Genomic DNA, 26,179 nt, shown 5'->3' with positions numbered 1-26,179 from the left:
CTGTGTCGCTATACCCATCCAGACTCGAGCCGCCGCTCAAAATCGATATGAAACCCCAACGAATCCGATGATGGGATTGGCCGTGATTCGTGTTGTATTGCTCAAAACGGTTGTTCCGTTGGCGCTGACTGCATCGAATTTTCCGGTCGTCTTTAGCGGGATGTAGGTGATCGATCCCAGCACGGACCATCTACCGTTGAGGCGATACGTCACGCCCGCCGTGAAGGCTGGGTTCCACGACGAGCTCGCTGATGCATCAACCCTTCCACCCGGTCCGGCAAACTGACTGAGCGCCCCGCTGAATGCGGGATGAACCTGGACGGAGCTGAACCACGTGTAATTCACGCCGACACCCAAGAATGGGCGCCACACACTGTCCTTTTTTCCAAAGTAATACTTCACAAACAATGTCGGCGCCCACACCCGAGCCGTCACCAACGGCTTCAGATCACCAACGGGCATTGCCGGCCCCTGAGGCCCAAGGGGGGTAGCGACGCCCTGGGAGAAAAAATTCAGCTTCGGAGGAAATCCCACGGCACTTTCGATCGCAATATGCTCCGTTGCGAAGTAGGTAACGAGGAACTCTCCCGTGAAGGTGTTATGAATTTCCGCGCCTGTTCCAGGAGAAGTGAAAGTACCGAACTGGGAACTGCTTTTCAGCTCTTGAGAGCTCGATTGCCTCATGTCGATCCACGCGGCGCCACCGGTTACCACAACGCTTCCCGCCTCCTGTGCGTACGCCGTACCCGCGAGACCGCACATCGAAATCGCCAGCGCGATCGAATTCAGTTGCTTCCTCATACTTCGTCTCCTCCGTTTTACGGCGACCTCAGTCCCGAAAGGTGCCGACCGGGCTCTCAATGGCCATCATTCGTCGGCATTTATTTAGTATCACGAATTACATAACGTACTTCTCCGAGTATTTCTGTCGATCGAAACTATCTCGCTTGACCGATCCGCAGCTCTCCCCGGACCGCCAAGTTCCCTACGACTGCCGAGCGTGAAGAAGGTCGAGCGCCACGTCGACGATCATGTCCTCCTGGCCGCCAACCATGCGGCGTCGCCCCAATTCGACAAGGATGTCGACGGTCTTCAATCCGTATTTCCGAGCGGCGCTTTCGGAGTGGCGAAGGAAGCTCGAATAGACGCCTGCATAACCCAGCGCCAGCGTTTCGCGATCGACACGAACGGGCCGGTCCTGTAGCGGACGAACCAGGTCATCGGCAGCATCCATCAGGCTATAAAGATCACAGCCGTGGTTCCAGCCAAGCCGTTCGGCCGCGGCGATGAACACTTCGAGCGGCGCGTTTCCGGCACCGGCGCCCATGCCGGCAAGGCTTGCATCGACGCGGTCGCAGCCTTCCTCGACGGCGACGATGCTGTTGGCGACGCCAAGGCTCAAATTGTGATGGGCGTGAATGCCTGTTTCGGTCTCCGGCTTCAATACGTCCTTGAAGGCGCGAAAGCGCTCGCGTACGTCATTCATTCCCAGTGCGCCGCCGGAATCGACCACGTAGCAACACGTCGCCCCGTAGCTCTCCATGAGCTTCGCCTGCTGTGCAAGGTCGCGCGGGGTGGTCATGTGGCTCATCATCAGGAAGCCAACCGCCTCCATCCCGAGCTCGCGTGCGTATTCGATGTGCTGTTTGGAAATGTCGGCCTCGGTGCAATGCGTGGCGACGCGGACAATACGAGCGCCAGCATCGTAGGCGTTGCGCAAATCGTGGATCGTGCCGATCCCGGGCAGCAGCAACGTCGCGACCCTCGCGTGCTTGACCGTTTCCGCCACCGCGGCAATCCATTCGAGATCGGTATGCGCGCCGAATCCGTAGTTAAAACTCGATCCTTGCAGCCCGTCTCCATGCGCCACCTCGATCGAATCGACCTTGGCTTCGTCGAGCGCTTTCGCAATCGCCGCCGCCTGTTGCACGCTGTATTGATGACGAATCGCATGCGAACCGTCTCGCAGCGTCACGTCGGAGATGTACAGTTTTTTGCCGAGTGTCATGCCGTGTTTCCCCTAGGTCGTAGCATGGGCGACCATCTCGGCAGCCATGCGCTCAGCACAAGCCTTCGCCGCGGAGGTCATGATGTCGAGATTGCCGGCGTAGGACGGCAGATAATGCGCGGCGCCCTCTACCTCGAGGAACACCGAGGTTTTGAGCCCCGTCATACGCGCGCCCACACCAGGGATATTCAAAGGTGCATCGGCTTCTATCCGATCGAATTGCACCCGTTGCTTCAGGCGATAGCCGGGCACATAGCGATTGACGTCGGCGACCATGTCCTCGATCGACCGCTCCACAGCCTCTTCGTCGGCCGAATCGGACAGACAGTAAACCGTGTCACGCATGATGAGGGGCGGATCGGCCGGATTGAGGATGATGATGGCTTTCCCCTTTGCCGCACCGCCGACCTGCTCGATCGCTTTGGACGTCGTCTCCGTGAACTCGTCGATGTTCGCGCGCGTGCCGGGCCCAGCGGATTTGCTCGAAATGGACGCGATGATCTCGCCGTAATGCACTTTTGCGACGCGCGACACCGCTGCCACCATCGGAATGGTCGCTTGGCCGCCGCACGTCACCATGTTGACGTTCAGCGTATTGACGTGTGCGTCGAGATTTACAACCGGCACGCAGTACGGGCCGATCGCGGCCGGCGTCAGGTCGATCATGCGAACGTTTGGCTTGAGCCCCCGCAAGAATGCGTCGTTCTTCACATGCGCTGCCGCGCTCGTCGCGTCAAAGACGATATCGATGTCACCGAACACCGGCAGGCGCGTAAGCCCCTCGACGCCCTCGTGCGTCGTCGCGACGCCCATGCGTGCCGCACGCGCGAGACCGTCGGAAGCGGCATCGATGCCGACCATCGCACCCATCTCGAGATGATCACCGTGTCGCATGATTTTGATCATCAGATCGGTGCCGATGTTGCCCGACCCGATGATCGCGACTTTCAACTTGCCTGCCATGGATTCTCCCGCTCGTTAAAATCGATCGCCTACGCGGCGATACAGGAAACTTTGCCTAGTCCGCCGACTTCCAGCTGCAATGCGTCGCCTTCGCGTACAGGGAACATCGGCCCCAACGCACCCGACAGCACGACATCGCCCGCGCGAAGCGGATCGCCGAGTTGTTGCATCGTCCGGGCAAGCCACCAGGCGGCAAGAAGCGGATGGCCCAGACATGCGGCCCCATGCCCCTCCGAGACAAGCTCGTCCGTTTTCAGGAAGCGCATCTGGCAAGTAGCGAGATCGAGATCGGAAATGCGTTTCGGATCCGTTCCGAGGACATACAGGCCGCACGAGGCGTTGTCCGCCACCGTATCGACGAGCGTGATGCTCCAGTTCTCGATCGCGCTGTCGACAACCTCGATCGCGGGCAATGCGTACTCGATGCCATGCAGGAATCGGCCCCAGCTCAGCTCCTCGGTCAGGTCGCGCCCAATGACGAAAGCCACCTCGCCCTCGGCCTTGGGCTGAATCAGGCGACTAACCGGAATGTCTGCGCCGCTGACAAACTCCATATCGCTGAACAGGACACCGAAATCCGGCTGATCGACCCCGAGTTGTCGCTGGACCGCAACCGATGTCAGGCCAACTTTCTTCCCGCAAATTCGCTTCCCCGCTTCGACAGCACGGTTCGTGTTGATCGCCGCTACCCGATACGCGTCGTGCAGACTTTCGATCCCGAACCTTTCCGAAATCCTGGAAACCGGGATACGCGTACTGCGGGCTTCGTGCAAGGCATCCGCGGCTTGCTGAATAGACAAATCTGACATGCGTCCAACCCTCGTCAACCAGGATCTTCGGCGCGGACCGGCGTTCATTCCGCAGCCTTGGAACAGGTGGTGTGTTTCGTCGACAAGCTTCGAAATTCAGGCCGTCGGCAATCGATGCTCCTTGAACTGCTCCCGCAGTGCGGCTTTTTGAAATTTCCCGGTCGCGGTCATGGGCATGGCATCGACGAAAACCACATCGTCCGGAACCCACCACTTCGCAACCTTGCCTTCAAAAAACTGCAGCAATTCATCTCGACTGACATTCGCGTCGGCTTTTTTCACCGCGACCAGTAATGGGCGCTCGCCCCATTTCGGATGACGCACGGCAATGCACGCGGCCATATGTACCGCCGGGTGAGCCGCTGCGATGTTCTCGATGTCTATCGACGAGATCCATTCGCCTCCGGATTTGACGACGTCCTTGCTGCGGTCGGTGATGTGCATGTAGCCGTCCGCATCGATCGTCGCCACATCGCCAGTGGGAAACCAGCCATCCTCCAGCGGAGACGTGTCGTTGCCGTAGTACGAATCTATGATCCACGGGCCGCGAACAAACAGATCGCCCGCCGTCTTGCCGTCCCAGGGCAACTCGTGACCCTGGCCGTCCACGATCTTCATGTCTATGCCCGGAATCACGGCACCTTGCTTCTCGAGGACCTTTTCTTGCTCGGATTCGGAAAGCCCGGCATGCTGACGCCGCAGCGTGCAGCTTGCGCCCATCGCCGATGTCTCCGTCATGCCCCAGCCATGAGCCACGTCGACACCCAATTCCTTGAAGGCGCGAATCATCGATCGGGAGACGGCCGACCCGCCGATACCTGTTCGACGGAATGTCGAAAACTTCAGATCGTTCGATCGCACATGTTCGAGCAGGCCGAGCCACACGGTCGGCACGCCCGCGGAGTAGGTAACCTGCTCGCCCTCGATCAACTCGTAGATGGAAGCGCCGTCGAGCCTTTGCCCCGGAAGCACCAGCTTCGCGCCGACCAAAGGCGCGGAATACGGCAGCTCCCATGCATTCACGTGAAACATGGGAACCACCGGCATGATGACCTCCGACGCCGAACAATTCAGCGAATCGGGCAATGCTGAAGCATAGGAATGCAGAACGGTTGAACGATGCGAGTACAGCACACCCTTCGGGTTGCCGGTCGTACCTGACGTATAGCAGAGGCCCGATGCGAGGTTCTCGTCCAACACCGGCCATTCGTAATTTCCATCCTGCGCACCGATCAATTCTTCGTAGCAGAGCAAGGAAGCCTTGCTAGCGGCGGGCATGTCCTCGCGACCGGCCATCATGATCCATGCCTTGACTCCTGGGCACCGTCCTGCGATTTCCTCGACGAGGGGCAGGAATTGAACGTCGAAACACACGTACGTGTCTTCGGCATCGTTGACGATATGGACGATCTGCTCGGGAAACAATCGTGGATTGATGGTATGGCAGACCGCACCCGCCCCTGGAACGGCGTAGTAAAGCTCCAGATGGCGATAGCTATTCCATGCCAGTGTGCCGATGCGATCGCCTTGTCGCACGCCGAGCGCCTCCAACGCCTGGGCCAGCTTACGCGCGCGGAGTTCGCACTCCCGATAGGTATAGCGATGAATGCCGCCGTCACTGCCGCGCGAAACAATCTCGACGCCGCCGCTGTATCGCGCCGCGCGCCTGATGATCGAAGAGATGAGCAGGGGCGTGCTCATCATCCGGCCTGTCATTGCCATGGAAAATCCCAGTTAGGTCGTGATTCAACAGCCGTCGGCATCGTGTTCCCGTCGGCCGTCCAGTGCTTGTCGCGCGCTCGTCAACGCACTTCCGAGAGGAAGGACGAGACGACTCGATTGAACCGATCCGCCCATTCCCACTGCGCCCAGTGGCCGCACTTCGGGAAGGTGTTGAGTTGCGCATTGGGGATGCGCTTCAAATAGATCATCCCGGTATCGAGCGGAACCACGCGGTCCTCCCTCCCCCAGATGATCAGCGTCTCATGCGGCAACGTGGCAAGGCCCGGATCTCGCCAAAGCTCTTCAAACGGTTGTCCTGACTCGAGGCGCATCGGTGGCTGAGCAATGATGCGCGGGTCCATCGCCGCCTCCAATCTGCCCTTCACGAGTTCGTCCGTGATCGCGGATTGATCGAACAGGCTCTCGCTGATGAAGCTCTTCACCTTTTCCGCCGTAATGCCATCGCCCTCATAGGCGGTCGCCAACGTGCGGATCGCGGGCGTGGGCCATTGGCCCAGCGTCGGGAAGCCGCCGGCCGGTCCCATCAGCACGAGCCGGCCGACACGGTCCGGAGCAGTCAAGGCCATCTTCAGAGCAATCATTCCTCCGAGCGAATTACCGATGATGTCGGCCTGAGAAATGGACAGGGAATCCATGAGACCGAGAATCGAGTTCGCCCACCAGCCCGGAATCGATACGCCAATCGGCCTCATGTCGGATTTGCCCCATCCGGCAAGGTCAGGCACGATGACATGATGGCTGCGCGCGAAGAACGGTGCATTCCGGCTATAGTTCGACCACCCGGACGCGCCCGGCCCCGATCCCTGAAGCATGATCAGAGCCGGACCTTCACCGGCCTCCTGGTAGTGGATTCGGGTGCCTTCGAACTCGACAAACGCGCTGCGGAAATTCACTTCACTCATGTTGTTCTCCCAATTTCACTGGCCGGTACGGTGATGGCCCCACAAGCTGATTCGATCGTGACTCACCACCGTCCACGACTCGTCGACGCTCACCGCTCCCGCGCCGTATTCGACTTCGAATCCTGACGGCGTTCTCGCGTAGAAGGAGACCATCTGGTCGTTGGTGTGGCGACCCAACGTCATCGTGACCGGCACGCTCTGCTGCTCTGCGCGATCGAGCGCGAAGCCGACGTCATCGATCGACGGCACCTGCAACATGAAGTGCTGGAGGCGCTTCGGAGCCGGCATTTCGGCGAAAGCCAACGTGTGATGCCTCGGGTTGCAGTGAAGGAAATGCAGTTCGAGCGTGCGGTCGGGACCGATCGGCATCGTGATGATGTCGGACAGCTTGAAGCCCAATCCCTGGCAGTAGAATTTGAGCGCCGCCTTGACGTCGGGAACGAGCAGCACGATATGCCCAAGCCCTTGGTCGCCGGTTTCGAAACCGTCGACCAGCGCCGATCGAAACGGCGCTTCGCCGCGTTCGGTCGCGCCCCAGTACAGTTCCACTTGCAAGCCGGACGGATCGGTGCAACGTGCCAGCCCGCGAACCTGCCGGCTGCGCGCGAGTTCGCCGGAATCGCTTTCGACGCCGTAACCCAGGTCCCGCAGGTGTCCGGCCATACGCGCGAGTGCTTCCGGCCCTTCCAGTTCGAATCCGGCATAGGCGATGTCATCGCGCTCACCTTGTTCAACCGAAATCCGCCAGAGGCGGTTATCGATACGATAGCGATCGCCGGACGCGCCATTTTCTCCAGGCATCAAGCCCAGGAACTCGGTCGCATACTGTTTCCAGGCGGACAAGTCGGAAGCCTCGATTCCGATATAACCCAACGATTGCACCTTCATGCGACTGTCTCCTGATTGATTGAAAGTTTTTCGAGCAAGCCGGCCCCACCGCGGCAATCGATAAATCCTTGAACGGCCAACCCGCCGTCGTGTCGCAGGACCGTTCCCGTCGCCGGCACGTTGTCTTCGCGCGACGCAAAGAAAACATAGGCGCCGGTGTAGTCGGCCGGCGTCGGCAGATGACCGATAGGCACCACATGGCGCGCCATTTCGACGAACGGCTCCGCCGGAATCGTGGCCTCCGAGAGTCCGAGCGACTTCACGCCGCTGAGGTTCGTGATCATTCCCCCCGGAGCAACGGCGTTGACGCGGACGAACGGCGCCAATTCGAAAGCGAGTTGCGTAACGATGCCGCGAATTGCGTGCTTGCTGGCCGTGTAGAGGACGCCGCCACCGTCCGACCGAAACGACGCGTTCGATGCCGTAAAGATCAGACTGCCGCGACTTTCGACCAGCGCCTTCAAAGCGGCCTTGGCGAGCAGAAGATAGCCCTTCACGTTCACGGCGAATAATTCGTCGAACGCCGAAGAGAGTTTGTCTTCCGAGAGGTCGACCAGTGCGGTCTTAAAATCCCAAATCCCGGCGTTCCCGATCGCGCAATCCAGGCGGCCGAACTGAGAGACCAATCCATTCACTGCGCGAAGGTTGTCCTCATACGACGTAACATCGCCCTGGAAGCCCATCACAGCATTACCGAGTGCATCGCGGATTTCGGCGATCCGATCAGCCGAGCGGTCGAGCACGCCTACCCGCGCGCCCTCCGAAACGAACCGCTCGACGATGGCGCGGCCCAGGCCAGATGCGCCGCCTGTCACCAGCACAACCTGGTTTTCCAGTTTTTTCATTTAGTTCACCTTGTAGCTAAGCAAGCTGCGAAGCTCGGTAGAGGAATCGGCCAGTAGATTGGTCTGCACCGCGATTCGCGACTCGACGAGCCGTTTGGCCGTTGCGTATTCACGCGGGGCGTCGACTGTCGCAACACCCGCCACCCGTCCATTCGATACGCGGAATACGGAAAAGGACGCGCCTGTCTCATCGCCCCGAATGACCATCTCTCCCGAGCCGGTGAGATCGCCTGCAAGCTGAATCTTTCGCCCGGCGATTTCGGTCCACGAAAGCGCGGTCTGAGGCTGCTCGTTCACGCGCCCGATCATTGCGCATGCTGCGACGGCCGCCTGCGCCTGGCTGTTGAGAAAACTCTCGAGAGAGCGGCGCCCGCCTTCCACGAGCGGCCACGAGGCAACGTCACCGGCAGCGAAGATTCCAGGAATGGTGCTGCGGCCAGCGGCATCGACGACCACGCCGCGCATACACGCCGCACCTGCGGCTTGTGCGAGTTCGTCGCATGGCTGGGCTCCCACACTCAGGACAACGACGTCAGCCGGCAAGTACGCGCCGTTCGACAATTTCACGCCGCGCGCCCGTGCATCGCCTTCGATCGAAGCGACCGTCGCGGATCGATGAACGACCACACCGAGTTGCTGGAGTTGGACCCGCGCCCAAAGCCCCATCATTCGCCCGAGCGCACGCTCCATCAGTTCCTCGCCAGACTCGACGACAGTTACCGCATGCCCAGCTTTCCGCGCGGTGCTGGCCACCTCGCACCCAATCAGGCCACCACCGATGACAACGATCTCGCTCTGCGCCGCCAGCGCGTCTCGAAGCGCGAACGCATCATCCAGCGCGCGTAGCGTATGGACGCCTGGCAACGACACCCCGGGCAAGTCAACCTTGCGAGCCCGGGCGCCGGTCGCCAGCAAAATGCCGTCGGTTGCCACCGACGTACCGTCGTCAAGCGCGAGTACGCCTCCGTCAATCGACACCGCGCGCGCCCCTCGACGCCAGTCGAGCTCCAACGTATTCAGGTCTTCCGTCGAGCACAGCACCGGCGGAGCGCCCCCGCACAGTGCTTCCTTGGATAACGCTGGTCGCTCGTACGGGTGCTGGGCCTCCTCGCCGACCAGGATGATCCTGTCGCTATACCCATTGGCACGAAGCGTCTGCGCCGCACGTACACCTGCGAGGCCCGAACCAACAATCGCAAGCGGCTGTTTCATATGCCGGCCTCAGGTTCAAGATCGATCAGTACGCGGTCACCCACTACCTTGATCGGAAACACTTTGACGTCGCGTATCGCCGGCGGCGCACAGACCTTCCCGGTTTTCACGCAGAACTTCGCCATATGCAGGCTGCATTCGATCAGGCCGTCATCCAGATAGCCGTCTGACAAGGACCAGTCGCCGTGCGGACACTTGTCCTCGATCGCGTAGAAATCGCCGTCGATCTTGAACACGGCGACCGCCTCGGGTCCGGCGTCGATCCTCAACCCGGCGTCGCTCGGGATGTCCGACACTGAGCAAACATCGGTAAACGACATTGCGCTCACCCTCAAAGGAAGAAACTGAGGTTGTTCGCGAGAAACGTCGTCTGATCGAGCAAGATGCGCCGACTGACGATCTGAAATCCCGCGTCCGTATCGACGCAGCGCAGGCGATCATGGCGTTCCCCGACCAGATAGTCGGTCTGTCGTTCCGACCTGCTGCGATACGCGAGGAAGTTCGAGCGGACGAGGTATTCACCCTGCCCGGCAGCGCTTGCGCGTACGTTCGTGATCAGATGCCGCGTGTGAGACGGCGGCTCCTCGGCCCATGCAGCGCCCGATTGGAGTTTGCGCAGACGAAGCTTGAGGTTCTCCTTGCTTTCGTCGAAGTACGCGAGTTCATCAGGACTGGTCCATTCCAGTTTTCGCTCGCGCGGCCCCACGTTGCGGCGGATCGGCATCACATAACGGAGGTCGTCGGCCATCAGCTCGATCCACTCCGCGATGTTTCTGTCGTCGAGAAGCTCGGCTTCGAGAAAGAGGAACTGTTCGATCGCAAAGTGCTCTGCTGCCGAAACGGCGTTCGCGCGCGTCGCAGCGATTTCGTTAGCAACCATGGCCGGCCTCCTTGGCGCACGTATCGTTTTGCGTCGGAATGCACATCAACTTGAGCCAGTGGCCATAGAGTCGCCGCGCGGCCTCCTCGCTGTAGCAGCCCTCGACAGTGCCGGGGAATACGGGATCCGCAGCGGGATTCATATCCTTACCCATCTGGATGCTCATGGTTGTACGGCGTGCCTGATGTCCGCGCAGCACGCGCTGGATCTCGACCCAGTTCTCGCCGTCGTCCTGTTCCCAGGTTCCTGCGGGCGAGAAGGTACGCAACGTGGCTTGCCGGAGCTGCTCCTTCTCGGCAGGTGAAGCGTCGGAATCGACCAGACAGAACGCCCAGACCTCGATTTCGCCAGGGCCACGCGGATGCCAGACGCGGCAGCTGTGCACGCCCCCGAAAAATGAGAACGTGGGAAACACGGTCATGTGTTGCGCGGTCACCGCACTCACGCCGGCATTGTGAGCGGCATGCCGCTGGGCAAGGGCCGCCGAATCGTATCCCGGCTCGCGCTGGCCAGCCTGCGACACAATCCAGTCTTCATGAAGGCCCGGGGCCAGGAAAAAGCCCGTGCCATGTCCTTGGTCCGATAACAGTTGACGCCCCGGCAGCGGCAGTTCCTTGCCCGCATACTCCGGTGTTGTCGCAACTTGCACAGACACATGCGACATGACCGCGTGGTGCATATCGCTAGCGAATTGCTCGGCGGCAAGCTTCCAGTTGCAGGGGATGACCCACTTGTAGATCCCGCCGATCGGCTCCGTACCGGCAGGCGACCGATCGAGCAGTGCGTCCAGATACAGCGCGGCGTCGCCGAGCGATTCTTTCAGCGATTGCGCATGCTCGTCCCAGTTGGCGAAGATCAGGCCCTTGTAGCTTTCAACTCGAGGGACGCGCCTGGCAGGCCATTCTTCCTTGTTGAAACACGGCCCGTAGTGCTCCTCTGACGGGACGTTCACGAGAGCGCCGTCAATCCCATAGGCCCAACCGTGGTAACTGCATGTGAATGCCTTTGCGTTGCCCTGATCCGCACGGCAAATCTTCATGCCGCGATGACGACACTGATTGAGCAAGACGGCGACCGACCCGTCCTTTTGCCGAACTGCAACGACGGGATCCTCCGCCATGTACGTGGAGAAGAAATCCCCGGTCTTGGGAATATGTTTCTCGTGAGCGATGAACAGCCACGACCGCCCGAAGATGCGGTCCAGTTCCTGCTCGTAGATACCCTGGTCGGAGTAGACCAGTGGGCTGATCGTCCCCGCTTCTTCGTCGAACAGCGCAGAAGCTGGGTAGCCTTGAATGGTGGTATCAGGCACTTGCGTCTCCTAGATAGTTGCCCATGGCGAAGCATCGGCTCTTATTGCGGTATGCGGCCGTTGGTGTGAGCGTCGCGCGCATTTCCGTTACTCGAACAATAGGCGTTCGCGGACTGTCCACCTTTGCTCACAGCGCGGAAAAGCTTTGCTTGTCGGGCAGCGACATCCGCGCATCACATGGCGATGCTTCGCGCGACAGCATCGATGAACGATGCTGCCGGCCGCGGAGTGGAAACGTTGGGAGGGATGCCCGGTGTGACGGCATGACGAGCGTCATGCCGCAGAGAACGATGGACGTTAGTTGATAGCGCGTTCGCGCGGTGGAACAGGGCGCGTCAGCACGGGCACGGGCACGGGCACGGGCACGGGCATACAGATGCTCACATGATTTCCAGTTGGACGCCCCTTTCGGCGTCGACTGACGGAAGGCATTCGCGGCGGATACGATCTCTCAGTTGGCCTGGGCTTTCGCCAAATCGATTCTTGAAGGCTCGATTGAAGTGGCTAATGTTCTTGAATCCTTCTTCGTACGCTACTTGGCAAATTGTTTCCCTGACTTGGCTTCTAAGAAGCAATCGTTTTCTGCATCGCTCGAGTCGCTCCGCGATGATCCACTCTGTTACCGTGGTCTGACATTGAGCGAAGAGTTCATTCAGGCGACGAACACTTATGCCCATGGCGCTTGCGATGGAAGATGGGGTAAGGGTGTCGTCGTGCAACCTGGCGACAATGTGCGATTTGATCCGCTGCAGAGTCGCGCGACTATACGTCGTTGCAGGCCCCTCTTTCGCCTCGATCGAACTGGCGCTTACCGCCGCCGCGATGAGATCCAGCAAACTGCTCTCCAGCCACGGGACGCTATCCGCTGCAATCGAATTCGCCGACTCGTATGTGCTCAGCAGCGTTCTCAACAGGACATGCATGATTCCGTGCCGGCTATCAAATTTTCTGTCTACCGCATCCTGAAAAATCACGCGTCTAATGTGTGATTCGATTTTCGGAAGACGTACCCATAGCCCATCAAAGCCTGCCGAGAACTCCAACCGGCCAGGGTGCTCCGGGCCGATGAGCGCAATGTCGCCCTCGGCCAAAGTGTAGTAGTTATTCCCGATTTCACATGACAGTTGACTTGCCAGAACGACGACTAAAATTAACTCGTCCTGCCCGCCCCTGCCGCTTTTCGAATCTCGACGGATTCCGAACGGACGATTGGAAATCGCCGCCTCGGAACGCAGCATTTCAATGCTACTCAATCGGCGACGCGTAATCTTTCCGACCGGCTCAAACCGATTCCGGGAAGACTCGAGTTCCAACCGCTCGCCGTCAAACGCCTCGCACAGCCGCTGCGATGTCAGACGCTCGAAACCTTGTGGATCGGACGACAACTGTTGAATAGGTGCGTACATGTGTCTCCCCCATCATTAGTGGGTCATTTACGTTGTATTACCTTCTCGTGCCGCGCTACTGTGAAGCGCAGCTGAGCGCCCTCCAGACAGCCTTCGTCGCAGCGCGAAGTGCTTCATCGTCTGACGATGCGCCATGTGCCGGCCGGACTAAAACGATCAAACCGGCCAAATGGGAGTACAGCAGACGACCGCGTAACGCGCACTCCCGGGGTGTAAGCGATCGATTGATCTTGGCCAGCAGTCGGGCGAACGTCTCCTGGAATCGACGGTTGAAACTTGCCATCAGGTCTCGGGCAAATTCTTCGCGCTCGGCCATGCTCCAGACTTCCAGGCAAAATGGTGCAATGTGCGTACCACGCTTGACCAACTCGTCAAAGACGATATCTGCGATGGCATCCAGCCGAGCCTCCGGCGATAGATCATCGTCGTCGACCACACTTTCATAGAGCATCAGATATCGTGTTGCCACCGCCTCCAACGCCGCTCGCAAAAGGTCTTCTCTGGTCGGAAAGTAGTGCTGCAAGGTCGCCAGGTGGATCCCAACATCGCTTGCCACGCGGCGCAAAGCGAAGCCAACGTTACCGTACTGCGCGAGCACATTGATCGCGGCCTCCACGATTTCGGGGATTCGTGTCGTTCTGTTGCCGCGACGCTTTGGCTCGTCGGCTAACTCTTTAGCCTCTGTCAGCTCAATCGTCAGTTCCCTCATCTTTGACCTCTTGCCGGCAGCCGCCGGTGTGCGCTTCGGACGGTCCAACCGCTCAGATATCAACATTCCCTCGACCGAGCGATCGCAGTCAGTTCATCAGTCGCCGCCTTAGCCACCATGGCGAGCAACCACCCTGTTATAAAGAATATGTCACGCGACTGATAATTGCCAGTCAATCGAGCATGAAAAGATCGGCCCCCATTATATTTCTTCTATTTATCAGGCAGATAGGTGATTTTCCTAGGCGTCACGACATTGCTATATCAGTCGCATGACTGTATAAATAAGTCATGCGACTGATAATGACCGCCCGACACCAGCCCGGAAGTCAAGTTACCCGAGGGCAAATCGGAGCACCCGCGCCTTGGCGGTACCGCATGCGCCAAGGTGCGGACTCACAAGGTGGTCGAGTCGCGGTGACGGGTCATGGAGAGTGCGATGAACTACGACGGGTATTGTTTGCGCAGGTTGATCGACAAGTGGCTTGCCCCCTCCGACACGTCACCGATTCGCATCAAGCGCTTCCAGCTCAGGGACAAGGTATATCGCGAAGGACGCTGTGTCTGTGTTGAGTCCGCCAAGCCTGACCGATCGTTGGCGATATTTTTCTTCCGACACGATGACGGCTTATGGTACGTATTCCCCCCAGCTGCAACGCGACCGGCGATGCGCGCCGCTTGACTTGATGACTGAGTTCCCAGCGCATCAAGTCGCTTGCGCGACACCGAGCACATGCATGCGTGCACGACAAGGCGCTACCTAACGACGAGGTCAAGCTGCGCGTCCTCATCGCCGACTCAAGACTCACGGTCGACTGCTGTTCGTCGTCGATCAGCCTTCCACCATGTGCTCGCTCCCTGTGGCCGTCGCCCGCGCTGAAGGCGTACTCGTCGCCTATCTGCCCGGACTGGCCATGCGCCGCATCGCTGATCTGCACGCCGGCGAAGCCAAGACCGACGCCCGCGATACCGCGATCATCGCCGAAGCCGCTCTCTCAATGCCGCAGAAGCTGCGCTCGCTTCGATTGGCTGCCGGCGCGTCCGCGCCGTTGAGATCGCGATTCCACACGATCCGAAGCCGTTGTGAGCGCTCGGCGCAGCCTAGCGCCGCACGGGATTAAGCCGCCGATCGGAAATTCCGCTGGCATGCTGCCGCGACATTCGACGGCGAAGTACACACAACTTCAGACACGTATAGCAAAACTGTCTCACGTTCCGTCATGGAAGCATTGACGCGATCATCGTGGGTCTGCATCCCCCTTCACCAACGCCCCCCAAAAATTGACATCACCGGTCTACGTCAAATTCATTCGGTATGCTACAAAATTAACTCCATATTCACACATACGTCAAATTCATATGAAAACATATAAATTCGTGATCCTTATCAACTGATACATTTTTCAACTTCAAAAATGAAACTTTTCTTTACTGACGTCACTTACAAGGTAGCCGGCCAGGTTCGACCAAAAGTTCCATTTCTTTGCGACAAGAACATGGAACTTGTCGAGACACCCAACCAGTACCTTCGATACATCGCGACCGTGAAAGGTCGTACACGCTCCCCAAACACCTGGCGAGCCTACGGTTTTGCCATCTTCGAGTTCTTCGCATTTCTCGAGGCAAACTCCCTTGCCTGGAAAAAGGTCAATTCCGTGCAGCTTGCTGCTTGGCGTGATGCCATGATCGAACGAGGATGCGCTACAAGTACTGTCAACCAACGAGTCAGAGCCGTCAGTGCATTTTACGGATGGGCCGTTACGTCGGGTCTCGTGCACTCACTCCCATTCTCGAAAGAGGAGGTTTGGGTACCAAAATCAAAAGAATTCCTCGCGCATATCAATGCATCCGGCGGACGTTTCGAAGCAAACGAACTAACGCTCCGTACTCACAAATCTCTTCCGATGTTTCTTCATCTGGACCAGGCAAAGGTGTTCCTTGATGCCTTGTCGCCCCATCGACTTCGGCTGATGGGCTATCTGATGCTTCTTACGGGGATGCGTCGCGAGGAGGTGGTTGGCTTTGATTACCGTGTTCTACCTAATCCCTCAGGACGAGATGCAACCAAACAAATCCCCATTCATCTTGATCCGTCTATCATTCCAACCAAGGGAAGGAAAGATCGCACAATTATGCTGCCATACGATCTAGCGGTAGCTCTCTACGACTACTTCACATTTATCTGGCCAAAGCTGCTCAATAAACACAAACGCCTATATAGACGGGAAACGACGCTCTTGTTTCTCGCAGAGAGCGGCGCACCTTTGTCATTGACCGGCATGAACAATGCATTTGCTAAGGCAAGCACGAAAACAGGGATCAAATGCCATCCACACATGCTCCGTCACACATTCGGAACCTACGAACTGCTTCGAATGAGCCGGGCTAGAACTCAAAGTCAAGCGATCTTATGGGTTAGAGATCGCATGGGCCATAGCTCAATAACGACGACGGAGCAGTACGTCCATGCCTCTGACCTTGTGCAGTATGACGATGTCGACGGCTATCAGGCTGAACTTTGCGAGGCACTACGAAATGGCAATTAGACGTTCACGGCTCGACCGAAAAGCAAACCTTACCATTGATTCCGGCAACGTCGTCGACTTGGCTCCTGGTTGGGAATTTCACATCACATGCCAACACCATGGAGAAATCTACTTTGACTTCAGACCACACTGCAACAATGATCGAGTCGAACTTGTCAGCCATATTCGCGACGCATTCTGGAGCATGCGCCACGAGCTTGTCGGCATTACGCTTGCGGTCTACTACGAAAGTGTAGTTCGGACATTCTTTCGCTTTCTCGACGAAATTTCAGATTTAGGTCAAACCGTTACTCATCTGCATCAGATAGACAGAAAATTGATTGATCAATTCCTCGCATGGCTTGAACTTCAGCTAGTAAAGAGGAGCGGGAGACCATGGTCGGTCATCTCGAAGCGAAAGGTCTATGGTCACGTGAAGTCCGTACTCGTTAATCGCCAGAAACGTGCCCCTGAAGCTGTCAGCCCACTGCTCACGTTTCCTCAAAACCCGTACCCGAACGCAAACAAGCAGGCACCAAAGAGACAAAGCTATTCCGCAGCAGAACATAAGCGCATTGTTGCTGCCCTCCACAAGGATCTTGTCTTGATCCACGGCGGTGGGACGCATCGTCTGACGCCGCTCCAAATTATGGCCGTGCACATCGTCTCACTCGCTCTCGCGACCGGGCGAAATATGCAGCCACTTCTCGATCTCCGTCGTGACAGCCTGCGGGAACACCCTTTGGCAGACCGGGAAATCTTGGTCACCACGAAGCGACGCGGTTGGTCGACGCATTCGACATCTGTCCGGAAAGCAGGAACAAATCACGATCAAACTCCATCCATGCAGACGATCCCAGCTAGTGTTGGCGATCATTTTCGATTCATATGCAACTTTACGGCCTCGCTGTCTGCCGATGCAGCTGAGCGCGATCGCGAGTATGTTTTTCTACGACGACAAATTTCCGCCGGAACGCGTGCTGGCCAGGTCGTGCGAATTACAGGCCTAATTGCAAACCAGGCAGTCAAGCAATTTGGACTTCGACATAAAATAGTTGACGACGCCGATCAACCACTTCCTCTCAATGTAGCGAGACTTCGTCCTACCTTTGCTACTGAGTTGTACCGACGTACACGTGATATTCGACGCGTACAACAGGCTTTGGGTCATGCATCCGCGGAAACTACGGCTCGACATTACATCGACATGTCGATGGAGGCTGTACGCGATCATGCCTTGGTTGTCGACGGCATGGTAAGCCACTTCACAAGAATCGATGTAGCAGGCAAGGTTCTATTGGCGGCAGATGGTGGCATTCCGTTGCACTCGGTACAAGACCTTCTTTCTGGTGGATACAACACGGGGATAGCTCGATGCAAGAATCCGTTCCGCGACGGTGATTCCGTCTGCAAGAAGTTTTTTGCGTGCTTCAAATGTCCGAGCATGTGTGTGTTCGAAGACGATCTGTGGCGTCTCTTCAGTTTCTATTACCGCCTTCTCAGTGAGCGTTCCAAGATGAATCCTAGTCATTGGGTCAAGACCTATGGCCCGATTCTTCGCCGCATTGACGTCGACATCGCGCCACAGTTCTCCGACGTACTTGTCGAGGCCGCAAAGGAAAGAGCACGAGTGAATCCCCATCCGACCTGGAAAGGAGGTGTTCTGTGACGCTAAGCCTGCTTGATCTGCGCCCCCTCAAAGAAGTTGATGCGACCGACAAGGCTCGTATGCCTGTCTCATACACATCCCTTCCTGACGGCACATCGTTGCCCCTCAGCCGGTATAAAGATACGGTTTGGGACTTCTCGCCCTATATTCCCCAGGAAAACAAGAACCAGTCTAGAAAACAGATCGATTGGCGCATTGGCATGCCAGATGGATGTCCGCTTACCCATCCGAAGTACGAGAAACTTCTCGAAGCGACGAAGGACTATATCTGGTCGCTATTTTCTGATCCTGTTGAGGGTCGAAAGCGTCCGGGATTTTTGACCCTATGCACCAAGATAGAAAATATCACTCCGCTCTTGAGGTGGATGGTATCCCGCGGGATTACGCGGTTTTCTGATCTGAAAGGCCACACGTTGGACTATGTAGCCCAGGCAAGAAAAAATATCTCTGGCGCCGCCATTTCTTCGCGTCAAGCGTCCGCCCGCCTTCTCATTCTCGAGGATTTGTATCGGCAAAGAGGCAAACTTCATGATGCCCTTCAAGAGCATCCGTGGCCTCACGAGACAAGCCATTCTCTATCGGGGACACAACTCCGAGAGTACGCGAAACCGAAGACACTCGTCATCGCTGACGCGATCGCAAAGAGAATCGCAGAAGTTGCTATCGACTACGTACGCAATCGCTCAATCAAGATTTTGGCCGCGTCTGAGGCCACACAGGCGGCTAGACTCGAGATGACGTTGGCCGACAAAGGATGGTGGTATCAAGCAATGGCGAGCTCCGATGCGGCTCGCGCGGCAGGCTATTCTGGAGCGACCGATCTGAGGACGGCGCAAACGAGATTGCGCACTGCCTGCTATATCGTCATTGATATGTTCTCAGGCATTCGCGACTCCGAAATGATGTCGCTCGAAGAACGTTGCATCGTACCTGGCAAGAGCCACGACGGGAGTACCGATATCCTCTGGCTGCACGGAACGATCTATAAAACCGGAGTCCGCTCCAAGCGTTGGCTTGTGCCCGCCGTGGTCGCGGAGGCAGTAGAGGTACTATCGAAGCTAACTGCGCCACTTCGTGACCGAATCGCGAACGAAGAACACGAAATAATGCAAAGCATTGCAATAGCGCATACCACGACGAAAGTTCAACTGGCGAAGCGTCTCGACACGGTACGCAGACAGAAGAAGAAGCTATTTCTGTCGACCGGTGGCGACAAGGGTGGCACAGTTTCGGTCCTTTCGGGAAAAGCGATCGGGGAAAACCTGAAAAACTTTTGTAAAGACCACGGCATCCGCGGCGACGACGGCCAACCCTATGCACTTCATCCTCACCAGTTCCGACGCAGCTATGCAAAGTACATCGCGCGCGCAGAACTTGGCGACCTACTGTACCTGCGGGATCACTTCGGTCATTGGAGTATTGATATGACCACATACTATGCGGATGGGGGGAGCGATGAGTATGAGGTCGACGTCGAACTCATGGGAATGATCGCCGACGAAAAGCGTTCTCGGCAAACTGAAATCGTCACCGGACTTATCGACTCCGATACACCGCTCGCGAATGGCGGACATTGGCTATCTGACTGGCGCTCGTCTGTCCGAACCGCGGCCAACAAAGAGGAATTGATTCGGGAGTATGCAGATACGATCACGCTCAATGGCACCGGCCATTCTTGGTGCGTCGGGAACGCCAAGGGTAACGGATGTGGTGGTCTTTGCGTATTCGAAGCTCAGATGTGCGTGGACTGCAGTTTCGGTGTTATCAGCCAGGAGCATCGCCCGGTCTGGGAAGGCATCAAGGATCAACAGAATGAGGCTCTCGCGCTGGACGACATGGGTCCTGGAGGACGGGCGCGTGCAAAGCAGATCTTGGGGTATGCTGAAAAGGTCCTGCGGCGTCTCGACGGACAGGAGGTGGGTGAATGACCGGTGTACATGAGGCAAGCCTGGAAGCCTTGGCGTCCTACGGTCGGCATTCTGTCGACGAGACTCGTCGGAATCTTCTAGCGGCAGTCCAACGACTGGTTGACAGCGCCCCTCTCGTGGTCCCAAAGGGAACAAGACTGACTGTCTCGGCTGTGTGCAAGGAGGCCGGCGTTGATCGAGCAACGTTGTATCGGTTTCACACGCCCGTGTTGACGGAGATCCGTCGACGCAAAGATGCATCGCCGCAGTCCCGCCTCAAGGAAAGCCGTGCAGAGCTGACTGGCACGGAAGCCAGATTGAAAGAATATCGAGCCCTAATTGAGGAAGCCCAAGCAGAGGTAGCGGCACTAGCTCGCGCAAATTACCGACTGGATGCCCACAACAAGGAACTTGAGGTGTTACTGCGCTCCCGTGACAACGTCATCTCTGAGCTACAGCAACAATTGAACCGCACGTCATCAAAAATCGTACGCAACATTAAAAATGTTGCGCGCGACTGAAGCCCCTATCATAAGGAGTTCCATCATGCGCAACACCAGCCCCCGATTACATAACAGATAGATTTAGCAATGCGTCCCTTACCGCCCGAGCTGCTGCGCAGCTTCGTCGCCGTCGCCCAGTCCGGCAGTTTCACCGCCGCGTCCGAGCGCGTGAGCCTGTCGCAGTCGACCGTCAGCCAGCACATCCGCCGCCTCGAGGAGCTGCTCGACCGGCCGCTGTTCGAGCGCGACACGCGCAACGTGCACCTGTCGCAGCACGGCGATGCGCTGTTCCGCTACGCGGTGCGCATCCTCGAACTGATGGACGAGGCCGTCACGTCGGTGTGCGGTCCGCCGCTGTCGGGCAAGGTGCGGCTCGCGATGTCGGAGGATTTCGCGTCGGCCCACCTGACGGCCGCGCTCGCGAGCTTCGTGCAGCGCAATCCGGAAGTCGAGCTCGCGATCTCGACCGGGCTGTCGGGCGACCTGTTCGATGCGCTCGACGAAGGTCGTCACGACCTGGTGTTCGCCAAGCGTGTCGCAGGCAGCCGGCGCGGCCGCGTCATCCGGAGCGAACCGCTGTACTGGTGCACCGGCCCCGATTCGCGGATCACCGGTCATGAAGCCGTGCTGCCGCTCGCGATGCATCCGGAGCCGAGCGTGTCGCGCCGCCGCGTGCTCGAATCGCTCGAGGCGGTCGGCCGCCCCTACCGGATCGCCGTCGTGAGCAGCAGCATCGCGGTGCTGCGCGCGGCCGCGAGGGCGGGGCTCGGCGTCAGCGCGTTCGCGGGCTACGTGATTCCGGCCGGGCTCGCACGGCTCGACGCCGGACTGCCCGAACTCGGCGAGCTCGAATACGTGATCGACCGGCCCGCGGCCCCATCGCGCTCGACGCTCGCGCTCGAAGCGACGCTGATCGCGGCGGCGGCCGAGCTGTAACGACCGCCTTCTATCACGCATCGCGGCAACCTCAACGCCGCCCCCGCTGCGGCGTCCGTGCGCAACTGACAGCGTTGCCCGGAACGTGTCAGCGTCCACGCAGTACCCGCTCGCGACAATGGAACCCATCGGAATGCACGGCAGTGAGCCGTGAATCCGCTGACCCGTCCCCTTGATCGGAGCCCACCATGAATGTCTTGCGATTCGCCGTCGCGACCGCCGCAGCCGCGCTGCTGTCCCCCGCCTTTGCGCAAACCGATGCCGCTGCCCCCGCGCAGGGCCTGACGCGCGCGGACGTCGTCGCGCAGTTGAAGCAGGCTTATCTCGACGGCGAACTGCCGACCAACGACGGCAACTATCCGCCGAATGCCGCCACGCGTGAACGCAATCGCGAACTGGTGCAGGCCGTGCAGCCCGCGTGGCTCGCGCAGACGCCGCACCAGGCACCGCACACGACCACACAGCAATAACCTTCGGCGGCCCGGCGCGGCGGCACGTTCAGGGCAGGAAGCTGCGGCGCCGCGCGTCGATCAGCTCGACGAGCAACCGGTCGCGCTCGGCCGCCAGTTCCTGCATCGAGCGATCGCCCTGGATCGCGCGCAGTTCGTCGTTCAGCTTGCGGTCGACGGCCGGATCGAACGACGGCGTGCCGAGGTCGTCCCACCACGTCGTGATCGGCCCCGACAGGTGCTCGAGGAAGTGCGCGATGCCGCCCGCGCCGCCGCCGAGGTGATAGGTCAGGCACTGCCCCATCAGCCCCCAGCGCAGGCCCGGCCCCCACGCGACCGCCTTGTCCGCGTCGGCAACGCTCACCACACCTTCGCCGACGAGGTGGTACACCTCGCGAAACAGCGCGGCCGCGAGCCGGTTCGCGACGTGGCCGGTCATTTCCTTGTTGAGCACGATGGTTTGCTTGCCGAGCGCGTCGTAGAAAGCCTTCACGCGCGCGATCACGTTCGGATCCGTCGCGCCGCCGCCGACCAGTTCGACGAGCGGAATCAGATGCGGCGGGTTGAACGGATGCGCGATCAGGCAGCGCTCCGGATGCTTGTCGCACGCGCTCTGGATCTCTGACATTTTCAGCCCCGACGAGCTCGACGCGATCGGCACGCTGGCGGGCAGCACGTCGTCCATCCGACGGTACAGCTCACGTTTCAGATCGAGCCGCTCGGGGCCGTTTTCCTGCACGAAATCGACGCCGTCGAGCGCGCGCACGAGATCCGCGTCGAACGACAGCCGCGCGGACAGTTCGGCGGCCCGTTCGCCGACGAAGACGGCGAGCGCGTCGCGCAGCCGCGCGTCGGCTTGCGGCGCGGGATCGGTCGCGACGACGTCGAAGCCTTTCGACAGATAGAAAGCCGCCCAGCTCGCGCCGATCACGCCGGCCCCGACGATCGCGATGCGTTGAATGTCCATGTTCGTCCCGTCTCCGTGGTCTGTGGATAGCGCGACGATTGTCGCATCGAACCGCATCGTCACGCGTCGACGGAAGTTGCACGCGCCCTCTTGAAAACCGCTGCGACGGCCTCTAATTACCCGTTGCCAGGCAGTGCCCGTCACGCGCACTGCCTCCGTTTCGACTCAGCGGAAAACCGCGCATCGCGCTCGCTATCGGCGTCGCGGCGTCGCGTCTTTCGCGCTTCATGTTCCGGAGGACCTTCATGAGCGGCATTCATTTCGGTAACGATCTGTTCGACGAATTCGCCCGCGTGCAGCGGCAGATGGCGAGCCTGCTCGGCGAGCTTCCGACCGGCATCCGCGCAGGGCGGCCGAGCGCATTTCCCGCGCTGAACGTCGGCGCGACCGACGATGCGATCGAGATCGTCGCGTTCGCGCCCGGCATGGCCGCGGCCGACTTCGACGTATCGATCGACAAGGACTTGCTGACGATCAGCGGCGAGCGCAAGCCCGTGCCGCACGACGCCGGTGACGACGTGCGCCGCTATGCGCAGGAGCGCTTTCACGGTGCATTCCGCCGGGTCGTCGAGCTGCCGCAGAACGCGGATGCCGACAACGTCACGGCCCGCTATGAAGACGGCTGCCTGCTGATTCGCGTCGGCCGGCGCGAGGCCTCGAAGCCGCGCGCGATCACCGTCCAGTAACACTCAGGAGAACGACATGAATACGAGCCAGACCCTGACCGAACGCCAGACCGCTGCCGCCGCTTTTCCCGCTGCGGCCGCCGCGGCCACCGACGCCGCACGCAGGCCCGCGATCACGCCGGCCGTCGACATCGTCGAGGACACGCAGCGCGTCACGCTGCGCGCCGACCTGCCGGGCGTGCCGCGCGAGAACCTCGACGTGAAGGTGCACGACAACACGCTGACGATCGAAGCCGACACGCGCCTCGACACGCCGGCCGGGCTGCGCGTGCGCCACGCGGAAGTCCGCGCGCCGCGCTACGTGCGCACGTTCGTGCTGAGTCCCGATCTCGACACGTCGCGGATCGATGCGAGCCTGCGCGACGGCGTACTGACGCTGACGATTCCGCGCCGCGAGCAAACGCGTCCGCGCCGCATCGACGTGACGGCCGGCAACGCGTAACGCAGCTAACGTCGGCACCTGTTCATCGTGCGACACGCATGACAAAGCCCCGCCGGGCATGACGCCTGGCGGGGCTTTGTTGCGACGTGGGGCACGGTGCGTGCGCGCCGCCGTGTTCGATGCTTGATGCTTGATGCTTGATGCTCAATCGAAATCGAACAGGTCGAACACCGACTTCTTGCGACGCTGGCCGTCGTGCCGGTAACGGTCGTCGTGCGAGCGGCCGTCGCGCCCCCAGCCATCGTCGCGCCCGCGCGGCGCGTGCGCCTCGTGGCGCGCAGCCGGTTCATCGCGGCGTTCCGGCGCATTGCCGGCTTCGCGCGCGATCAGCTTGTCGAGTTCGCCGCGATCGAGCCACACCCCGCGACAGGCCGGACAGTAGTCGATCTCGATCGACTGGCGCTCGGCCATCAGCAGGTCGGGCGTCTTGCAGACGGGACATTTCATCGCGCTTCTCCTTTCGTTGAAAATTCCGGATCAAGGGCGGGCCTCGCCCGCCCGCTTGCTCAGTGACCGTCGGCCGGCGCCGCGCGCTTCGCGCTCGCCTTCGCCTTCGCCTTCGCCTTCGCGCGCCGCGCCAGCATGTTCATGCCCTCGACGAACGCCGAGAACGCCATCGCCGCGTAGATATAGCCCTTCGGCACATGCGAACCGAAGCCTTCCGCGATCAGCGTCATGCCGATCACGACGAGGAACGACAGCGCGAGCATCACGACGGTCGGGTTGCGGTCGATGAAACGGGCGAGCGGCTGCGCGGCGAACAGCATCACGCTCACCGCGACGATCACCGCGACGAACATGATCGGGATGTGCTCGGTCATGCCGATCGCGGTCACGATGCTGTCGATCGAGAACACGATGTCGAGCATCACGATCTGGCCGATCGCGGCCCATACCGTCAGGCCGGCCGCGCCGCCGGATGGGCCCGCGCCGTCGCCGTCGTGCGACACGTGATGATGGATCTCGGTGGTCGCCTTCCATACGAGGAACAGGCCGCCGGACAGCAGGATCATGTCGCGCCACGAGAACGCGTGATCGAACAACGTGAATACGGGTTCGGTCAGGCTGGCGATCCACGCGACGCTGCCGAGCAGCGCGAGACGCATCACGAGCGCGAGCGCGATACCGAGGCGCTGCGTGCGGGCACGCTGCGCTTCGGGCAGCTTGTTGCTGAGGATCGAGATGAAGATCAGGTTGTCGATGCCGAGCACGACTTCCATCACGACCAGAGTCAGGAGCGCGACCCAGACGGCGGGGTCGGCGGCAAGCGTCAGCAGGTAGTCCATGAAAAGGGCCGATTCGAAGGGGGAAAGCCTGATGATAGGCACCCCACGACTTCGAAAAAATCAGAGAGAATCTGATCTTTAGTTCGGTTTTTACGAAACGTTGATCCGATGCTCAATTTCCGACATCTGTACTATTTCTGGGTCGTCGTGAAGGAAGGCGGCTTCGCGCGCGCGGCGGAACGGCTCGACATGGCCGTACAGACGATCAGCGCCCAGGTGCGCGAACTCGAGAAGTCGCTCGGTCACCAGTTGCTGCGCCCGACCGGGCGCGGCGTCGCGATGACCGATGCCGGGCAGGCCGCGTATGCGCGTGCGGAGGTCATCTTCGAGATGGGCCGGCTGATTCCCGACGAGGTGCGCGCCGCGGCCAGCCAGCCCACCGTGCGGCTCGCGGTCGGCCTCGCCGACGGCATCTCGAAGCTCGCCGCGCATGCGATCCTGGCCCCGGTGCTCGACACGCCCACGCTGCGGCTGCTGTGCCACGAAGGCGAGCACGACGCGCTGCTCGCGGAACTGGCGCTGCATCACCTCGATCTGGTGCTGGCCGGCCAGGGCGCGCCGTCGGGGTCGAACCTGCGCGTGACGAGCGAACGGCTCGTCGCCTCGCCGGTCGACTGGTACGGGCCCGCGGCGCTCGTCGCGCCGACCGCGCGACAGCGCTTTCCGCAGTGCCTCGCCGAGTTGCCGGTGCTGCTGCCGACCGCCCATTCGGCGCTACGCGCGCGTCTGGACCGGTGGTTCGAACGCGAACGCATCGTGCCGCGCATCGCGGGCGAATTCGAGGACAGCGCGTTGATGGCCGTGTTCGCGGCACGCGGCCTCGGCGTGTTTCCGCTCAGCGAACTCGGCGCAAACGACGCGTCGCTGCTGCGCGGGCTGCGCCGGCTCGGCCGGGCCGGCGACGTGACCGAGGAGATCCATGCGATCCGCTCGCGGCGCGGCGAACACCACCCGCTGGCGTCGCAATTGCTCGCGGCCGCGCGGCCGGCGCCGGCCGGCTAAAGCAAGCGCGACATCAAACGAAACTATAATGACGCCCCGGCCATACGAGATTGCCGATGCGCATTGCACCGGCACCGCCGTTGCGCGGCCTGCGTACGCGGCGCCCACCGCCGCCGCGCAGCATCTCGCCG

26 protein-coding genes and 1 pseudogene are annotated in these 26,179 nt (G+C 60.0%); 10 read left to right on the top strand and 17 right to left on the bottom strand.

All coding sequences use genetic code 11. The features are described from left to right. Positions 1-36: 36 nt before the first annotated feature. The 14 genes from ACTJKF_RS19790 to ACTJKF_RS19725 form a co-directional block, all read right to left on the bottom strand. Entirely contained in the window at positions 37-801 is a 765-nt protein-coding gene (locus ACTJKF_RS19790) for an OmpW/AlkL family protein (protein WP_046548415.1), read from the bottom strand. A gap of 184 nt (positions 802-985) precedes the next feature. After that, entirely contained in the window at positions 986-2,008 is a 1,023-nt protein-coding gene (dmpG, locus tag ACTJKF_RS19785) for a 4-hydroxy-2-oxovalerate aldolase (RefSeq protein ID WP_440625367.1), read from the bottom strand. Between the two features lie 12 nt (positions 2,009-2,020). Then, positions 2,021-2,971 carry an acetaldehyde dehydrogenase (acetylating) gene (locus ACTJKF_RS19780; protein ID WP_440625366.1) on the bottom strand — a complete coding sequence of 317 codons (951 nt, stop codon included), beginning with the start codon at positions 2,969-2,971 and terminating at the stop codon, positions 2,021-2,023. A 29-nt stretch (positions 2,972-3,000) separates the two neighbouring features. Continuing rightward, positions 3,001-3,780 (bottom strand): 2-keto-4-pentenoate hydratase, encoded by a 780-nt coding sequence (locus ACTJKF_RS19775; protein WP_046548418.1) that lies wholly within the window; start codon positions 3,778-3,780, stop codon positions 3,001-3,003. Between the two features lie 96 nt (positions 3,781-3,876). Beyond that, positions 3,877-5,502, bottom strand: coding sequence for a 3-(methylthio)propionyl-CoA ligase (locus ACTJKF_RS19770; protein WP_440625365.1), 1,626 nt, complete (start codon positions 5,500-5,502; stop codon positions 3,877-3,879). Between the two features lie 80 nt (positions 5,503-5,582). Continuing rightward, positions 5,583-6,425 (bottom strand): alpha/beta fold hydrolase, encoded by an 843-nt coding sequence (locus ACTJKF_RS19765; RefSeq protein WP_440625364.1) that lies wholly within the window; start codon positions 6,423-6,425, stop codon positions 5,583-5,585. A 15-nt stretch (positions 6,426-6,440) separates the two neighbouring features. Next, positions 6,441-7,313: a biphenyl-2,3-diol 1,2-dioxygenase gene (gene bphC, locus ACTJKF_RS19760; RefSeq protein ID WP_071336081.1), complete on the bottom strand. Its 873-nt coding sequence runs from the start codon at positions 7,311-7,313 to the stop codon at positions 6,441-6,443. Further along, the gene (gene hcaB, locus ACTJKF_RS19755; RefSeq protein WP_440625361.1) at positions 7,310-8,158 is read right to left on the bottom strand and encodes a 3-(cis-5,6-dihydroxycyclohexa-1,3-dien-1-yl)propanoate dehydrogenase; all 849 of its coding nucleotides are present in this window, start codon (positions 8,156-8,158) and stop codon (positions 7,310-7,312) included. The genes bphC and hcaB overlap by 4 nt, the downstream gene beginning before the upstream one ends. Next, a complete protein-coding gene (locus ACTJKF_RS19750) occupies positions 8,159-9,370 on the bottom strand; it encodes an NAD(P)/FAD-dependent oxidoreductase (RefSeq protein WP_440625359.1) in 1,212 nt (403 codons plus the stop codon). It abuts the gene before it with no gap. Beyond that, positions 9,367-9,690, bottom strand: a complete 324-nt coding sequence (locus ACTJKF_RS19745) for a bifunctional 3-phenylpropionate/cinnamic acid dioxygenase ferredoxin subunit (protein WP_046548424.1) — start codon at positions 9,688-9,690, stop codon at positions 9,367-9,369. The genes ACTJKF_RS19750 and ACTJKF_RS19745 overlap by 4 nt, the downstream gene beginning before the upstream one ends. 11 nt (positions 9,691-9,701) lie before the next feature. Further along, on the bottom strand, positions 9,702-10,250 hold the full coding sequence (locus ACTJKF_RS19740; protein ID WP_071336077.1) for an aromatic-ring-hydroxylating dioxygenase subunit beta: 549 nt from the start codon (positions 10,248-10,250) through the stop codon (positions 9,702-9,704). Beyond that, a complete protein-coding gene (locus tag ACTJKF_RS19735) occupies positions 10,240-11,562 on the bottom strand; it encodes an aromatic ring-hydroxylating oxygenase subunit alpha (protein WP_175007083.1) in 1,323 nt (440 codons plus the stop codon). The genes ACTJKF_RS19740 and ACTJKF_RS19735 overlap by 11 nt, the downstream gene beginning before the upstream one ends. A 380-nt stretch (positions 11,563-11,942) precedes the next feature. Beyond that, positions 11,943-12,968: a helix-turn-helix domain-containing protein gene (locus ACTJKF_RS19730; RefSeq protein WP_175007082.1), complete on the bottom strand. Its 1,026-nt coding sequence runs from the start codon at positions 12,966-12,968 to the stop codon at positions 11,943-11,945. A 55-nt stretch (positions 12,969-13,023) separates the two neighbouring features. Further along, a complete protein-coding gene (locus ACTJKF_RS19725) occupies positions 13,024-13,677 on the bottom strand; it encodes a TetR/AcrR family transcriptional regulator (RefSeq protein ID WP_072445188.1) in 654 nt (217 codons plus the stop codon). Positions 13,678-14,366: 689 nt separating this feature from the next. Here ACTJKF_RS19725 and ACTJKF_RS19720 point away from each other — a divergent pair. The 7 genes and pseudogenes from ACTJKF_RS19720 to ACTJKF_RS19690 form a co-directional block, all read left to right on the top strand. Beyond that, a pseudogene (locus tag ACTJKF_RS19720) lies at positions 14,367-14,707 on the top strand (IS110 family transposase); the annotation flags it as partial. A 384-nt stretch (positions 14,708-15,091) separates the two neighbouring features. Beyond that, the gene (locus ACTJKF_RS19715; RefSeq protein ID WP_440625355.1) at positions 15,092-16,222 is read left to right on the top strand and encodes a tyrosine-type recombinase/integrase; all 1,131 of its coding nucleotides are present in this window, start codon (positions 15,092-15,094) and stop codon (positions 16,220-16,222) included. Then, positions 16,143-17,870 (top strand): tyrosine-type recombinase/integrase, encoded by a 1,728-nt coding sequence (locus ACTJKF_RS19710; protein WP_440625353.1) that lies wholly within the window; start codon positions 16,143-16,145, stop codon positions 17,868-17,870. Before ACTJKF_RS19715 ends, ACTJKF_RS19710 begins: the two co-directional genes overlap by 80 nt. Continuing rightward, complete coding sequence (locus ACTJKF_RS19705) at positions 17,867-19,798, top strand: tyrosine-type recombinase/integrase (RefSeq protein ID WP_440625351.1); 1,932 nt, start codon at positions 17,867-17,869, stop codon at positions 19,796-19,798. Before ACTJKF_RS19710 ends, ACTJKF_RS19705 begins: the two co-directional genes overlap by 4 nt. Next, positions 19,795-20,298: a TetR family transcriptional regulator gene (locus tag ACTJKF_RS19700; RefSeq protein ID WP_440625349.1), complete on the top strand. Its 504-nt coding sequence runs from the start codon at positions 19,795-19,797 to the stop codon at positions 20,296-20,298. Before ACTJKF_RS19705 ends, ACTJKF_RS19700 begins: the two co-directional genes overlap by 4 nt. 69 nt (positions 20,299-20,367) lie before the next feature. Then, positions 20,368-21,216, top strand: a complete 849-nt coding sequence (locus tag ACTJKF_RS19695) for a LysR substrate-binding domain-containing protein (RefSeq protein ID WP_440625347.1) — start codon at positions 20,368-20,370, stop codon at positions 21,214-21,216. 188 nt (positions 21,217-21,404) lie between these two features. Continuing rightward, positions 21,405-21,686 (top strand): DUF4148 domain-containing protein, encoded by a 282-nt coding sequence (locus ACTJKF_RS19690; RefSeq protein ID WP_440625346.1) that lies wholly within the window; start codon positions 21,405-21,407, stop codon positions 21,684-21,686. Between the two features lie 28 nt (positions 21,687-21,714). Here the strand turns inward: ACTJKF_RS19690 and ACTJKF_RS19685 are convergent, their stop codons facing one another. Next, a complete protein-coding gene (locus ACTJKF_RS19685; protein WP_440625344.1) occupies positions 21,715-22,632 on the bottom strand; it encodes a 3-hydroxyacyl-CoA dehydrogenase NAD-binding domain-containing protein in 918 nt (305 codons plus the stop codon). 245 nt (positions 22,633-22,877) lie between these two features. Between ACTJKF_RS19685 and ACTJKF_RS19680 the strand changes: the two genes are divergently transcribed. Both ACTJKF_RS19680 and ACTJKF_RS19675 read left to right on the top strand, forming a co-directional pair. Next, the gene (locus ACTJKF_RS19680) at positions 22,878-23,318 is read left to right on the top strand and encodes an Hsp20/alpha crystallin family protein (RefSeq protein WP_440625342.1); all 441 of its coding nucleotides are present in this window, start codon (positions 22,878-22,880) and stop codon (positions 23,316-23,318) included. 16 nt (positions 23,319-23,334) lie between these two features. Further along, positions 23,335-23,760: an Hsp20/alpha crystallin family protein gene (locus ACTJKF_RS19675; RefSeq protein WP_440625341.1), complete on the top strand. Its 426-nt coding sequence runs from the start codon at positions 23,335-23,337 to the stop codon at positions 23,758-23,760. Positions 23,761-23,904: 144 nt separating this feature from the next. Here ACTJKF_RS19675 and ACTJKF_RS19670 read toward each other — a convergent pair whose 3' ends face one another. Then, positions 23,905-24,207, bottom strand: a complete 303-nt coding sequence (locus tag ACTJKF_RS19670; protein ID WP_440625339.1) for a zf-TFIIB domain-containing protein — start codon at positions 24,205-24,207, stop codon at positions 23,905-23,907. A 59-nt stretch (positions 24,208-24,266) separates the two neighbouring features. Then, a complete protein-coding gene (locus ACTJKF_RS19665; protein WP_440625337.1) occupies positions 24,267-25,046 on the bottom strand; it encodes a TerC family protein in 780 nt (259 codons plus the stop codon). Positions 25,047-25,154: 108 nt separating this feature from the next. Between ACTJKF_RS19665 and ACTJKF_RS19660 the strand changes: the two genes are divergently transcribed. Next, entirely contained in the window at positions 25,155-26,048 is an 894-nt protein-coding gene (locus tag ACTJKF_RS19660) for a LysR family transcriptional regulator (protein WP_440625335.1), read from the top strand. Positions 26,049-26,179: the final 131 nt, after the last annotated feature.

Source organism: Burkholderia sp. 22313 (assembly GCF_052045245.1).
In the GTDB taxonomy this organism is placed as follows: Bacteria; Pseudomonadota; Gammaproteobacteria; order Burkholderiales; family Burkholderiaceae; genus Burkholderia.
The sequence above is the reverse complement of the archived record's forward strand: the minus strand, read 5'-3'. Positions and strand labels throughout refer to the sequence as shown.